Raw genomic sequence first — 13,505 nt, forward strand, 5'->3', positions numbered from 1 at the left:
CTGACGACTCGACCTGTCCGGCGACTCACCGGGCACAACACCGAAGTGCCGCCCGGCTCCGTGCCGCTCACCCTCGTACTCGTACACGTACTATAGGTCAGCGATGAAGCAGTGTTCTGTCACATCAACGCTGATTGACATAACACCGAAGGCTACGTCAGAGTCGCGGCATGCTCGTACTGACCGCAGCCACCGGCAAGTTCGGCACGAACGTGCACATCGTCGCCCCAGGACGCGGTTCCCCGTGCCTGATCATCGACCCCGGACACGACGCCGTCGATGCCGTCACCGAGGCCGTACGGACCTACCGGCTCGAACCCGAGGCCCTCCTGATCACGCACGGCCACATGGACCACACCTGGGACGCCGTGCCGCTGGCCCGGCGCTACGGCGTGCCCGCGTGGATCCACCCCGCCGACCGGTACCAGTTCGGCGCCCCCGCCAAGGGCCTGCCGGACACCTTCCCGCGCGAGCTGCTCGTCGGCCATCCGGACCAGGAGCCGGAGCAGGTCACCGAACTCCCGCCGGACGGCGGCGAACTGGTCTTCGCGGCCATGCCGGTGACCGTGCTGCACACGCCCGGCCACACCGGCGGGTCCGTCATGTTCCGCTTCGGGGACGACGACGCCCCGCTGCTGGCCACCGGCGACACCCTGCTCGCGAGCGGCAGGGGCCGGGCCGACGCGCCCGGAGCCAGCCCCTCGGGTCTGGACTCCTCGCTGCGCAGGATCGCCACGGCCTTCCCGGACACCACGCGGCTGCTCACCGGGCACGGGCCCGGAAGCACCCTCGGCCGGACCGGCATCTCAGACATCCGATGACCCACACCCAGCAGACCCTCAGGGGGAACCTCATGCGCGCCGTGCAGTTCGAGTCCTTCGGCGGCCCGTCCGTCCTCACCGTCGCCGACGTCCCGGCGCCCGAGCCGGGCCCCGGGCAGATCACGCTCGACGTCACCCACGCCGGCGTCAACTTCGCCGAAGTGATGTTCCGGCGCGGCCAGTTCCCCGTCGAACTGCCGCACTTCCCCGGCCTGGAGGCGGTCGGCACCGTCCGTGCGACCGGCGACGGCGTCACCGGCTTCCGCACCGGCGACCGCGTGGCCGCGCTCACCCTGGGCGGCGGCGGTAACGCCGAGGTGGTCGCCGCGAGCGCGGAGCACGCCGTCCGCCTGGACGGCCCGCTCGCCGCCCTGGACAGCGCCCTCGCGGCCGGCGCCCTGTGCAACGTCACCACCGCGATCGGGGTGCTCACCTCCGCCGGCCGGCTCGCCGAGGGCGAGAGCGTGGTCGTCCTCGCGGCTGCGGGCGGCGTCGGCACGGCAGCCGCTCAGCTGGCGCGGACCCTGGGCGCGGCCACCGTCATCGGCGTCACCAGCAGCCCCGCCAAGGCCGAGTACGCCCGCGGCTTCGGCTACGACAGCGTGGTCACCTACGAGGACCTCGAGCGCGAGGTGGCCGAGCGGACCGGCGGCGCCGGCGTCGACCTCGTCCTGGACTCGGTCGGCGGCGCCTTCCGCTCCTCCGTGACCGCCCTGCTGGCCCCCTTCGGCCGGCACGTCATCTTCGGCAACGCAGCCGCCGAGGACGTCACCTTCGAGGGCAACCACCCCTGGTACACCAGCACGTCACTGGCCGGCTACAACCTCGGCGGCGTCGCCGGTCGCGCCCCGCACCTCCTCCGAGCCCATCTGGAACAGGCACTGTCGAAGGTCGCCGACGGCACGGTCCGGGTGGACGTCCGGCGCCTGCCGCTCAAGGACGTCGCCCACGCCCACGAACTCCTGGAGACCCGCGCCTCCACCGGCAAGTACGTACTCGACGTCCGCGCCTGACCCCGCCGAAGGGCCCCGCCCGTCAGACAGACGATGCGGCAGGGCCCGCGGTGTGGCGCGTGACCGAGCTGCCTGACGCCGCATGGCGATCATGGACACGCGCTTCGGGCCCCTGCGGTGCCTCAGCGCAGCGCGGTCGCCACCAGTTGCCGTATCTCCGCGTCGGACACGCTTCCGCCGTTCACCAGGCGGTCGAAGACCAGCCCGTCGATGCACGTGAGCAGGGTGACGGTACGGGTCCCGGCATCCGCGAGGCCCCGCGCGGCCAGGAAGTCGTGCACGATCCGCCGACCGGCGTTCTCCCGTGGGGCGAGGATCTCCCGCAGTTCGGGGTGACGGACGCTCTCGACGGCGCACGTGTAGCGCGCGAGTGAGCGCTGTCGTCCCTCTCCCGTGAGCCGCAGTTCCACGAAGGCGGCGATCCCGGCCACCAGTTCGTCGGCGTCCCGCGGTACCTGTGTCCGGCGCCCGATCTCCTCGAGTTCCGCCTGATCGAGGGCGACCAGGCGCCGGACCAGTGCGGTGAGAAGTGCCTGGCGGGTGCGGTAGTAGGCGGAGGTGGTGCCGGGCGGCAGGCCCGCAGCTCTGTCCACCGCGCGGTGGGTCAGTCCTCGCATTCCGGTCTCGGCGAGCACGGCGATGGCCGTGTCGGCAAGGACGGTACGTCGGTCGTCGGGCACCCCTCATTTCTACACCTGTAGAGGCCGGGGATATCTTTCTTCTACATCTGTAGAAGAGGCGGCCGACGACGAGAGGGGCCGGGCATGGGCGGCAGCGCGGTGGTGGTCGGGGGTGGCATCGGGGGCCTGGCTGCGGCGATCGGCCTGCGCCGCATCGGCTGGGACGTGACGGTCGTCGAGCGTGCCCGGGTCCTGGCCGACGTGGGCGCGGGCATCTCGCTGCACGCCAACGGCATCCGCGCGCTGGACGTCCTCGGCGTCGGCGACGCGGTGCGCGCGGCTGCCCGTCCCCAGTACACCGGGGGCACCCGCACCCCCGGTGGCGGCTGGCTGGCCCGGATGGACGGGACCGTGCTGGAGCGCGAGCTGGGCACCCCGATCACCGGCATCCCCCGGGCTGTTCTGCACCGCCTGCTGCGTGCGGCACTGCCTCCCGAGTGCCTGGTCGTCGGGACCGAGGTGCTGTCCGTCGACTGCTCGGACCCGGGCCGGGTGCGGGTGCCTCTCACGGACACCGTCCTGGACGCGGATCTGGTCGTGGCCGCCGACGGCGTGGACAGCCGGCTGCGCGGCCAGGTGTTCCCCGGCCACCCCGGTCCCGTCCACAGCGGATCGACGGTCCTGCGCGCCATCACCGAGCACCCCGTGCCGTTGCACACCGACTTCGAACTGACCTGGGGCCAAGGTGCCGAGTTCGGTCACATCGCCTTCACCGACGGCCGGGCCGAATGGCACGCGGTGCTCAACTCGCCGCCCGGCATACGGCATCCGGACGCCCTCGCCGCGATGCGGCGCCGCTTCGGCGACTGGCACGACCCGATCCCCGCGTTGCTGGACGCGACCCGGCCGGACGCCGTCCTGCACCACGACATCCGGGAACTGGCGACGCCCCTGCCCGCCTTCACCGCGGGCCGGATCGCACTGCTCGGTGACGCGGCGCACGCCATGACCCCGCATCTCGGCCAGGGCGCCTGCCAGGCCCTGGAGGACGCGGCCACGCTGGCCGCCGCGCTCGCCACCGAGCCCACGGTCGCGTCAGCGCTGACCCGCTACGACCGCGAACGCCGCCCACGCAGCCAGTCCGTGGCCCGGGCAGCGCGCCGGGCCGGCCGGATGGGGCAGCGACCGACCCACCCGCTGGCGGTGGCTCTGCGCAACACCGTCCTGCGGCTGGCCCCGGCCGGCGTGACCGTCCGGGCCGTCCTGCGGCACGCCGCCTGGATCCCGCCGAGCCTGGAGAACAGGCCACCTCACCCGCAGTGAGAGAACGGTGACGGCTGCCAGAACCGGACAGATCCACAGCGAGCCGCCCCTGTCGTCACGACGTGGCGCGCCGTGCCGCGCCCGGCAGGAAGACCGCGGCGGGCACCAAGACCACACGCACGGTCAGGAACATGGAGGGGGGGACATACCGGCCGGCGTACCGTCGTCGGCCCGGATCGCGCCCATGAAGTCGACCGGCGCGATGCCGCTGGCGTACCACAGCGGCGGACAGGCGAACTGTGTCCGCCGACGTACGCGAGCCCGGACTGACGACCCGTCGCTTCCAGGACGACCAGCCGGCCGCCGGGCACGCCGGCGATGGACGGCCACAGGCAGTGCCGGCCCCCGCCGTTGACCGGGACCAGGAAGGTGCCGTCCGGGTCGTCGAACGGGTGGGTGCTACCGGAGCCCGCCGGCGCAGTCTCGGGTGCGGACTGCCGAGCAGCCGCTCCGCGCCGAGTCGATCATGATGCGTCCGCTCGTGTCCCGGCCGACGGACCACCGCCGCCGCAGGACCAGGCCCCAGGCCACGTGCCCCCAGGGCCATCACCCAGCACTGAGACGTTCCTCACAGAGAGCACACCCCCGAGAGCCACTCGAGCAAGATCCACGCACCGAAGCGGACCGTCGCCGGCCCTCAGCCACCGACGGTCCGCTTCACCGTGCCCAGAGACAGACATCACAGAAACAGCAATGGGCGGCATCGCCATCGCGATGCCGCCCATTCCATCGGTGCAGCTGGAGCACTTTCGTCGGTGCTCCCTGGTGCGCGAGGGGGGAGTTGAACCCCCACGCCCTTGCGGGCACTGGAACCTGAATCCAGCGCGTCTGCCTATTCCGCCACCCGCGCATCTGGGTGTGTGCCTTCGGGCTCCGTCCTGTGCGGTCGGCGCCTTCCGACACCCAGAACATTAGCACGCTGGCCGGGGTGGATTCACATCCCTTTCCTCCGGCCCCCGCGTCCCCCGCCTCTGAGCAGCGTCGCCGCCCACGGGCCCGGGCCCTTCCCCCGGGTGCACCCCGGCCCGCCGCCCGCCGCCGCGCCGCGCCCCCTGCCCGCCGCTGTGCACCCCGGCCCACCGCCGTCACGATCACCGGGGCACCAGGAGCCGCCGGAAGCCCCCACGGGCCGCCCCTCGGCCTTGGCCACCCCAGCCGCCCCGCCCTCATGTCCCGGCATGAGCCGTTTCACGTATCAACCTCGTACCGGTACCGCGGGTCTCCCCAGGAGCGGGCCAAGTCCTCCGCCGGGTGCGGGACACTGGTTTGCGTCCACCTCTACGATCCATGGCAGGACGACGCCCGCGAAGCACGGCCCGCAGGAGTTCGAAGGAGAGCCCGGCAGGGAACTTCGTCAGGCATCTCCACCGGTCGGCCCGGGCGGACAGGGGGAACCAGCCGATCGGCCGACGCGTGGATACGATCAGTAAGCAGTACCAAGCAGTACCGGGTGAGCGGTGCACAAAGCGGTGCACGGCGCGCACACGGGGGCAGTAGACAGGACGGCAGCGACGGAGGAGGTGCCCCATGGGAGTCCTGAAGAAGTTCGAGCAGCGTCTCGAAGGTCTGGTCAACGGCACCTTCGCCAAGGTGTTCAAGTCCGAGGTTCAGCCCGTGGAGATCGCAGGAGCGCTTCAGCGCGAGTGCGACAACAACGCGACCATCTGGAACCGCGACCGCACCGTCGTCCCCAATGACTTCATCGTCGAGCTGAGCACCCCCGACTACGAGCGGCTCAGCCCCTACTCGGGCCAGCTGGGCGACGAGCTCGCCGGCATGGTCCGGGACTACGCCAAGCAGCAGCGCTACACCTTCATGGGCCCCATCAAGGTGCACCTGGAGAAGGCGGACGACCTCGACACCGGCCTGTACCGGGTGCGCAGCCGCACGCTCGCCGCCTCCACCAGCCAGACCGCCCCGGGCGCCGGCGCCCCCGGCGGCTACGGCTACCCGCCCGCCGCAGGAGCTGCCGCCCCCGGCGCCCCCCTGGGAGCTCCGCCCATGCCGCCCTCGCCGCCCCCCGGCGCCCGGCCCGGCGGCTACGGCTACCCGCAGCCCGCGGCCCCCGGACGGCCCCCCGCCGCGCCGCCCACCGGGCGCACCCGCTACTGGATCGAGATCAACGGCACCCGCCACCAGATCTCCCGCGCGTCCCTCGTGCTGGGCCGCAGCACCGACGCCGACGTGCGGATCGACGACCCCGGCGTGAGCCGCCGGCACTGCGAGATCCGTACCGGTATGCCCTCGACGATCACGGATCTCGGCTCCACCAACGGGATCGTGGTGGACGGACAGCACACCACCCGCGCTACGCTCCGCGACGGCTCGCGGATCGTCGTGGGCAGCACCACCGTTATCTATAGGCAAGCCGAAGGGTGAAGCGGGGGCAATGTCAGAGCTGACCCTCACGGTCATGCGGCTGGGATTCCTGGCCGTACTGTGGCTGTTCGTGATCGTGGCCGTGCAGGTCATCCGGAGCGACCTGTTCGGTACGCGGGTCACCCAGCGCGGCGCGCGCCGGGACGGCCGTGCCCAGCAGGCGGCGCGGCAGGCGCCGCCGCAGCAGCGCCAGCAGTCCGGCGGCGGCCGCCGCGGCCGGAACGCCCCCACCAAGCTGGTCGTGACCGAGGGCACCCTGACCGGCACCACCGTGGCGCTCCAGGGCCAGACCATCACCCTGGGCCGCGCCCACGACAGCACCATCGTGCTGGACGACGACTACGCCTCCAGCCGCCATGCCAGGATCTACCCGGACCGCGACGGCCAGTGGATCGTCGAGGACCTGGGCTCCACGAACGGCACCTATCTGGACCGGACCCGGCTGACGACCCCCACACCGATTCCGCTGGGCGCGCCGATCCGCATCGGCAAGACCGTCATCGAGCTGCGGAAGTAGTACGAGAATGAGCGAGCGGAGCGAGCACGCAGTGGCGGGCCCCACCCCGGGCCCCGGCGCGCTCCCGACCGGAGGGTGGGCAGTGTGGCTCGACACGACCGGGTGTACCCGGAGCCGACAGGCGAGGTGCGCATGAGTCTCTCCCTGCGTTTCGCCGCCGGATCACACAAGGGCATGATCCGGGAGGGCAACGAGGACTCCGGTTACGCCGGTCCCCGGCTGCTCGCGATCGCCGACGGCATGGGTGGCGCGGCGGCCGGTGAGGTCGCCTCCTCGGAGGCCATCTCCACCATCGTCTCCCTCGACGACGACGTCCCCGGCTCCGACCTGCTCACCTCGCTGGGCACCGCCGTCCAGCGGGCCAACGACCAGCTGCGCATGATGGTCGAGGAGGACCCGCAGCTGGAGGGCATGGGCACCACGCTCACCGCCCTGCTGTGGACCGGGCAGCGGCTCGGCATGGTGCACGTCGGCGACTCCCGCGCCTATCTGCTGCGCGACGGCGTCCTGACCCAGATCACCCAGGACCACACCTGGGTGCAGCGGCTGGTCGACGAGGGCCGCATCACCGAGGAGGAGGCGACCACGCACCCGCAGCGGTCGCTGCTCATGCGGGCCCTCGGCAGCGGCGAGCACGTCGAGCCCGACCTGTCCATCCGCGAGGTCAGGGCCGGCGACCGGTACCTGATCTGCTCCGACGGCCTGTCCAGCGTGGTCTCCCACCAGACCCTGGAAGACACCCTGGCCAGCTACCAGGGCCCGCAGGAGACCGTGCAGAACCTGATCGAGCTGGCGTTGCGCGGCGGCGGGCCCGACAACATCACGGTGATCGTCGCCGACGTCCTCGACCTGGACACCGGGGACACACTGGCCGGGCAGCTGTCCGACACCCCGGTCGTGGTGGGCGCCGTCGCCGAGAACCAGCACCAGCTGCACGCCGACGGGATCATGCAGACCCCGGCCGGCCGCGCCGCCGGCCTCGGCCGCCACCGCGGCCAGGGTGGCGGGGGCGAGTTCGGCCCGCCCGGCAGCGGCGACGTCACGGGCTTCGTCCCCGCCGACGGCTTCGGCTACACCGACGAGGACTTCGTCAAGCCCAGGAAGCGCAGGTGGCTCAAACGGTCCCTGTACGGGCTGCTGGCGCTCGCCGTCCTCGGCGGCGGGGCCTACGGCGGCTGGCGGTGGACGCAGACGCAGTACTACGTCGGCGTCAACGGCGAGCACGTCGCCCTGTACCGGGGCATCAGCCAGGATCTGGCCTGGGTGTCGCTGTCCGAGGTGGTCAAGGACCACCCGGAGATCGAACTCAAGTACCTGCCGCCCTACCAGCAGAAACTGGTGGAGGCGACGATCGCCGAGGGCGACCTGAAGGGCGCCCAGGCGAAGATCGAGGAACTGTCCGTGCAGGCCTCCGCGTGCAAGAAGCAGGCCGAACGGCGCGCCGCCGAGAGCGAGAACAACGCGAAGACCGGTGAGGGCGAGGCCGGAGGGACCACGGGAACCACTCCCGCCTCCTTCGCGTCCAAAGCCTCGCCGACGCCGGACCCCTCCGGTTCGGCGAAGGCTCCGCAGAAGTCCACGCCCCCGTCCACGACCGCACCCACTCCCAGCCCCGGCCCCAACCTCTCGGAGGAAGAGCAGAAGGTCGTCTCGCTGTGCGGTAAGCAGTAGGCAAGCCGTGAGAGGCCCTGTCACACGATGAGCAGTACTTCCAACCCGTCGACCCAGCACACGTCCACGATCGGCGCGATCGGCGCCCCGAGCCGCCGCAACACCGAGCTGGCCCTGCTGGTCTTCGCCGTCGTCATCCCGGTCTTCGCCTACGCCAACGTCGGACTGGCCATTGACGGCTCCGTTCCGTCCGGCCTGCTGGCCTACGGACTGGGGCTGGGCCTGCTGTCCGGCGTGGGGCATGTGGTGCTCCGGAGGTTCGCGGCGTACGCCGACCCGCTGCTGCTGCCGCTCGCCACGTTGCTCAACGGGCTGGGACTCGTGGTGATCTGGCGGCTCGACCAGTCGGAGCGACTGCAGCAGCTCGCCAAGATCCGGTACGGGACCTTCACCCCGTCAGCGCCGAATCAGCTGATGTACTCCGCCGTGGGCCTGGCCCTGTTCGTGGCCGTGCTCGTCTTCCTCAAGGACCACCGCATCCTCCAGCGCTACACCTACATCTCCATGGTCGGCGCGCTGGTTCTGCTGCTGCTGCCGCTCGTGCCGGGCATCGGCGCGGATGTGTTCGGCGCGAAGATCTGGATCAACATCGCCGGCTTCTCCATCCAGCCCGGCGAGTTCGCCAAGATCATCATCGCGATCTTCTTCTCCGGCTACCTGATGGTGAAGCGGGACGCGCTGGCGCTGGCCAGCCGCCGGTTCATGGGGCTGTACCTGCCCCGCGGGCGCGACCTCGGCCCCATCATCACCATCTGGGCGGTCAGTCTGCTCATCCTCATCTTCGAGAACGACCTCGGTACGTCCCTGCTGTTCTTCGGCATGTTCGTGATCATGCTGTACGTCGCCACGGAGCGGACGAGCTGGATCGTCATCGGTCTGCTGATGTCCGCCGCGGGCGCGGTGGGCGTGGCCTCGTTCGCCAGTCACGTGCAGGCCCGAGTGAACGCCTGGCTGGACCCGTTCGGCTGCTACGACACCTCGGGTGCCTGTGAGCAGATCGGTCAGTCGATCATGTCCTTCGGTTCCGGTGGCGTCGTGGGCACCGGCCTCGGCCAGGGCAACTCCGACCTCATCGGCTTCGCAGCCAACTCGGACTTCATCTTCTCCACGTTCGGCGAGGAGCTCGGTCTGGCCGGCGTCATGGCCATCCTGCTGATCTACGCGCTGATCATCGAACGAGGGGTCCGCACCGCGCTGGCTGCACGGGACCCGTTCGGCAAGCTGTTCGCCGTCGGCCTGTCCGGCGCCTTCGCCCTGCAGGTCTTCGTGGTCGCAGGAGGTGTGATGGGCCTCATTCCGCTGACCGGTATGACGATGCCGTTCCTCGCCGCCGGTGGCTCCTCCGTGATCGCCAACTGGGCACTGATCGGCATCCTGCTCCGGATCAGTGACACCGCCCGCCGCCCGGCGCCCGCCCCCGCTTCCAACCCCGACGCCGAGATGACCCAGGTGGTCCGCCCGTGAACAAGCCCCTGCGACGCATCGCGATCTTCTGCGGTCTCCTCGTCCTGGCCCTGCTCATCCGCGACAACTGGCTGCAGTACGTGCAGGCGGACGCGCTGCGGGAGAACCCGAAGAACCGGCGTGTGGCCATCGAGCGTTACGCGCAGCCGCGCGGCAACATCATCGTCGACGGCAAGCCGATCACTGGTTCCAAGCAGACGTCGGGCAGCGATTTCGAGTACAAGCGCACCTACAAGGACGGCCCCATGTGGGCCCCCGTCACGGGCTACGCGTCCCAGGCCTTCGGCGCCACACAGCTGGAGAGCATCGAGGACGGCATCCTCACCGGCAACGACGACCGGCTGTTCTTCCGGAACACGCTCGACATGCTCACCGGCAAGAAGAAGGAGGGCGGCAACGTCGTCACGACCCTCAGCTCCGCCGCGCAGAAGGCCGCGTACAACGGGCTGAAGAAGCAGGGGGGCAAGGGCTCGGTCGTGGCGATCGAACCGTCCACCGGGAAGATCCTCGCGCTCGCCTCGTACCCCTCCTACGACCCTTCGTCGTTCGCCGGGAATTCGACCTCGACGGACACCAAGGCCTGGGAGAAGCTGCAGAAGAAGAACAACCCGGACGACCCGATGCTGAACCGGGCGCTGCGCGAGGTCTACCCGCCCGGCTCCACGTTCAAGGTCGTCACCGCCGCCGCGGCGCTGGAGAACGGCCTCTACACCGACCCGGAGGAGCCGACCGACACGCCGCTGCCGTGGGTCATGCCGGGCACCACGACCGAGCTGAAGAACGAGGGCAACATCCCCTGCAAGAACGCCTCGCTGCGCGACGCGCTCAAGGTGTCCTGCAACACGGTCTTCGGCAAGATCGGTGCCGATCTCGGCAACGACAAGATGCTCGAGATGGCCAAGAAGTTCGGCTTCACCGAGGAGCAGTTCACCCCGGTCCGCGCCACCGCCTCGGTGTTCTCGGACGACATGAACAAGTCGCAGACCGCGCTGTCCTCCATCGGCCAGTTCAACACCGCCGCGACCCCGCTGCAGATGGCCATGGTCGCCTCCGCGGTCGCCAACGACGGCGTGCTGATGAAGCCGTACATGGTCGACGAACTGCAGGCTCCGGACCTCGACCCGGTTGAGAAGACCGACCCCGAGGAGTACAGCCGTCCGCTGTCCGCGGACAACGCGCAGAAGCTCCAGTCGATGATGGAGACGGTCGTCAAGGACGGCACCGGCCGCAACGCGCAGATCCCCGGCTTCACCGTCGGCGGCAAGACCGGTACCGCCCAGCACGGTGAGAACAACAGCAAGAACCCGTACGCCTGGTTCATCTCCTACGCCAAGACCTCGGACGGCGAGTCCCCCGTGGCGGTCGCCGTCGTGATCGAGGACGAGGACGCCGTGCGTGACGACATCTCCGGTGGCGGCCTGGCCGCGCCGATCGCCAGGGACGTGATGGAGGCGGTCATCAAGGGCAAGCAGTGACTCCGGTCACGTCCGCTTCACATCGATGCACGTTGCGGTACCGGTCCTGTATCGGGTGACGCACTTGGCCAGGTCACACAAAGCGAGCCGGGTACGGTAGGCCCGGACGGCAGCCTCCGGTGGCACGGGTGTGCCACCAGGGACCGACGGAGAGGGCTGGTAGGTAGCTATGGAAGAGCCGCGTCGCCTCGGCGGCCGGTACGAACTGGGCCAGGTGCTCGGTCGCGGCGGCATGGCGGAGGTCTACCTCGCGCATGACACCCGCCTCGGCCGCACCGTGGCGGTGAAGACGCTGCGCGCGGACCTCGCACGCGACCCGTCCTTCCAGGCCCGGTTCCGCCGGGAGGCCCAGTCGGCCGCCTCGCTCAACCATCCCGCGATCGTCGCGGTCTACGACACGGGCGAGGACTACATCGACGGGGTGTCCATCCCGTACATCGTCATGGAGTACGTGGACGGCTCGACCCTGCGTGAGCTTCTGCACAGCGGCCGCAAGCTGCTGCCCGAGCGGGCCATGGAGATGACCATCGGCATCCTCCAGGGCCTGGAGTACGCCCACCGCAACGGCATCGTCCACCGCGACATCAAGCCGGCCAACGTCATGCTGACGCGCAACGGCCAGGTCAAGGTGATGGACTTCGGCATCGCCCGCGCCATGGGCGACTCCGGCATGACCATGACCCAGACCGCCGCCGTGATCGGCACCGCCCAGTACCTCTCCCCGGAGCAGGCCAAGGGCGAGCAGGTCGACGCGCGCAGCGACCTGTACTCCACGGGCTGCCTGCTGTACGAGCTGCTCACCGTCCGGCCGCCGTTCGTCGGCGACTCCCCGGTCGCGGTGGCCTACCAGCACGTGCGTGAGGAGCCGCAGGCACCCAGCGTCTTCGACCCCGAGATCACGCCCGAGATGGACGCGATCGTGCTGAAGGCGCTGGTCAAGGACCCCGACTACCGCTACCAGTCGGCCGACGAGATGCGCGCCGACATCGAGGCCTGCCTCGACGGCCAGCCGGTCGCGGCCACCGCCGCGCTGGGCGCCGTCGGCTACGGCGGCTACAACAGCGACCAGCCGACCACGGCGCTGCGCTCGGACTCCGGCACCGGGGCGCCGACGTCGATGCTGCCGCCCATGAACCCGGACGACGGCGGCTACGGCTACGACGAGCGGCCCGACCGTCGGCGCCAGAACCAGAAGAAGTCCAACACCTCGACGATATTGCTGGTCGCGGCCGGCGTCCTGGTCCTCATCGGGGCGATCCTGCTCGGCCGTTCGCTGTTCAGCGGCGGCGGGGTGAACAACGACACGGTCAGTGTGCCGAACTTCGTCGGGGAGACGAAGTCGACCGCCGAGCGGCTGGCGGAGAACGGCAATCTGAAGCTGGAGTTCACCTCCAAGCCGTGTGAGCAGCAGAGCAAGGGCAAGATCTGCGACCAGGACCCGAAGGCCGGGTCCAAGGTCAAGAAGGACTCCGTCGTCAACCTCACCGTGTCGACGGGCGCGCCGAAGGTGACCGTGCCCAGCGTGGTCGGCCTGGACATCGACGAGGCGACGGAGAAGCTGGAGGCCGACAAGTACGCCTTCGAGGTCAAGACGGAGACCCGGGAGTCTCCGGAGAAGGCCGGCACCGTCCTGGAGCAGGACCCGACCACGGGCACCGAGGTCGAGAAGGGCTCCACGATCACGCTGACCATCGCCAAGGCCGAGGCGAAGTCCACGGTCCCGGACGTCATCGGCAAGACCTGTGACGAGGCGAAGGCCCAGATCTCGGACAACGACCTCGTGGGCAACTGCGTCGAAGAGGAGACCGACGACCCGAACCAGGTCGGCAAGGTGATCCGCACCACGCCGGAGGCCGGTTCCTCGGTCGACAAGAACTCCGCGGTGCAGATCGTCGTGGGCAAGGCCAAGCAGCAGAACGAACAGGTCGCCGTCCCGAACGTCAACGGGCAGACCCTCAAGGACGCCCAGAAGATGCTGCAGGACGCGGGTCTGGCCGTCGGCAACGTCGCCGGCTCGCAGGACCCCAACTCCCGCGTCTTCGGCTCCAACCCGCCCCAGGGAACCCAGGTCCAGAAGGGCACGGCGGTGAGCCTGTTCACCACCGACCAGGGCGGCAACGGCGGCCCCGGCGGTCCGGGCGGCATCTTCGGCGGGGCCACCGGCGACGAGCAGGACTGACCCCGGCGGCCAGGCCCACCGCGGCAGCGTACGGCGAGTGGCC

General features: G+C 70.4%; 11 protein-coding genes and 1 tRNA gene. 9 read left to right on the forward strand and 3 right to left on the reverse strand.

The features are described 5' to 3' along the window. Nucleotides 1–170 precede the first annotated feature (170 nt). Nucleotides 171–821: an MBL fold metallo-hydrolase gene (locus HCJ93_RS14205; protein ID WP_167995012.1), complete on the forward strand. Its 651-nt coding sequence runs from the start codon at nt 171–173 to the stop codon at nt 819–821. Further along, nucleotides 818–1,834, forward strand: coding sequence for a quinone oxidoreductase family protein (locus HCJ93_RS14210; protein WP_167995014.1), 1,017 nt, complete (start codon nt 818–820; stop codon nt 1,832–1,834). The genes HCJ93_RS14205 and HCJ93_RS14210 overlap by 4 nt, the downstream gene beginning before the upstream one ends. 122 nt (nt 1,835–1,956) lie before the next feature. Here the strand turns inward: HCJ93_RS14210 and HCJ93_RS14215 are convergent, their stop codons facing one another. Continuing rightward, on the reverse strand, nt 1,957–2,514 hold the full coding sequence (locus HCJ93_RS14215; RefSeq protein ID WP_167995016.1) for a TetR/AcrR family transcriptional regulator: 558 nt from the start codon (nt 2,512–2,514) through the stop codon (nt 1,957–1,959). Between the two features lie 84 nt (nt 2,515–2,598). Here HCJ93_RS14215 and HCJ93_RS14220 point away from each other — a divergent pair, with 84 nt between their 5' ends. Beyond that, nucleotides 2,599–3,777 carry an FAD-dependent monooxygenase gene (locus HCJ93_RS14220; protein ID WP_167995018.1) on the forward strand — a complete coding sequence of 393 codons (1,179 nt, stop codon included), beginning with the start codon at nt 2,599–2,601 and terminating at the stop codon, nt 3,775–3,777. Here HCJ93_RS14220 and HCJ93_RS30170 read toward each other — a convergent pair. After that, on the reverse strand, nt 3,765–4,142 hold the full coding sequence (locus tag HCJ93_RS30170; RefSeq protein ID WP_373563579.1) for a hypothetical protein: 378 nt from the start codon (nt 4,140–4,142) through the stop codon (nt 3,765–3,767). The genes HCJ93_RS14220 and HCJ93_RS30170 overlap by 13 nt on opposite strands. Nucleotides 4,143–4,540: 398 nt before the next feature. Continuing rightward, nucleotides 4,541–4,627, reverse strand: a tRNA-Leu gene (locus HCJ93_RS14230). A 677-nt stretch (nt 4,628–5,304) separates the two neighbouring features. Between HCJ93_RS14230 and HCJ93_RS14235 the strand changes: the two genes are divergently transcribed. The 6 genes from HCJ93_RS14235 to pknB all read left to right on the forward strand — a co-directional run bounded on the left by HCJ93_RS14235 (nt 5,305) and on the right by pknB (nt 13,462). Continuing rightward, nucleotides 5,305–6,156: an FHA domain-containing protein gene (locus HCJ93_RS14235; RefSeq protein ID WP_167995020.1), complete on the forward strand. Its 852-nt coding sequence runs from the start codon at nt 5,305–5,307 to the stop codon at nt 6,154–6,156. 10 nt (nt 6,157–6,166) lie between these two features. Next, nucleotides 6,167–6,673 carry an FHA domain-containing protein FhaB/FipA gene (locus HCJ93_RS14240; protein WP_167995022.1) on the forward strand — a complete coding sequence of 169 codons (507 nt, stop codon included), beginning with the start codon at nt 6,167–6,169 and terminating at the stop codon, nt 6,671–6,673. A 132-nt stretch (nt 6,674–6,805) separates the two neighbouring features. Further along, nucleotides 6,806–8,344, forward strand: coding sequence for a Stp1/IreP family PP2C-type Ser/Thr phosphatase (locus HCJ93_RS14245; RefSeq protein ID WP_167995024.1), 1,539 nt, complete (start codon nt 6,806–6,808; stop codon nt 8,342–8,344). Between the two features lie 27 nt (nt 8,345–8,371). Next, entirely contained in the window at nt 8,372–9,808 is a 1,437-nt protein-coding gene (locus HCJ93_RS14250; RefSeq protein ID WP_167995026.1) for an FtsW/RodA/SpoVE family cell cycle protein, read from the forward strand. After that, on the forward strand, nt 9,805–11,283 hold the full coding sequence (locus HCJ93_RS14255; protein ID WP_167995028.1) for a peptidoglycan D,D-transpeptidase FtsI family protein: 1,479 nt from the start codon (nt 9,805–9,807) through the stop codon (nt 11,281–11,283). Before HCJ93_RS14250 ends, HCJ93_RS14255 begins: the two co-directional genes overlap by 4 nt. Nucleotides 11,284–11,452: 169 nt before the next feature. Beyond that, nucleotides 11,453–13,462 (forward strand): Stk1 family PASTA domain-containing Ser/Thr kinase, encoded by a 2,010-nt coding sequence (gene pknB / locus HCJ93_RS14260; protein WP_167995030.1) that lies wholly within the window; start codon nt 11,453–11,455, stop codon nt 13,460–13,462. The last annotated feature ends 43 nt before the right edge of the window (nt 13,463–13,505 follow it).

The organism is Streptomyces composti (genome assembly GCF_012034205.1).
GTDB lineage: Bacteria > Actinomycetota > Actinomycetes > Streptomycetales > Streptomycetaceae > Streptomyces > Streptomyces composti.

Bases quoted from the DNA above. Each gene is read 5' to 3' on its own strand.
- HCJ93_RS14205 (WP_167995012.1), top strand. From the start codon at position 171: ATGCTCGTACTGACCGCAGCCACCGGCAAGTTCGGCACGAACGTGCAC.
- HCJ93_RS14210 (WP_167995014.1), top strand. From the start codon at position 818: ATGACCCACACCCAGCAGACCCTCAGGGGGAACCTCATGCGCGCCGTG.
- HCJ93_RS14220 (WP_167995018.1), top strand. From the start codon at position 2,599: ATGGGCGGCAGCGCGGTGGTGGTCGGGGGTGGCATCGGGGGCCTGGCT.
- HCJ93_RS14235 (WP_167995020.1), top strand. From the start codon at position 5,305: ATGGGAGTCCTGAAGAAGTTCGAGCAGCGTCTCGAAGGTCTGGTCAAC.
- HCJ93_RS14240 (WP_167995022.1), top strand. From the start codon at position 6,167: ATGTCAGAGCTGACCCTCACGGTCATGCGGCTGGGATTCCTGGCCGTA.
- HCJ93_RS14245 (WP_167995024.1), top strand. From the start codon at position 6,806: ATGAGTCTCTCCCTGCGTTTCGCCGCCGGATCACACAAGGGCATGATC.
- HCJ93_RS14250 (WP_167995026.1), top strand. From the start codon at position 8,372: ATGAGCAGTACTTCCAACCCGTCGACCCAGCACACGTCCACGATCGGC.
- pknB (WP_167995030.1), top strand. From the start codon at position 11,453: ATGGAAGAGCCGCGTCGCCTCGGCGGCCGGTACGAACTGGGCCAGGTG.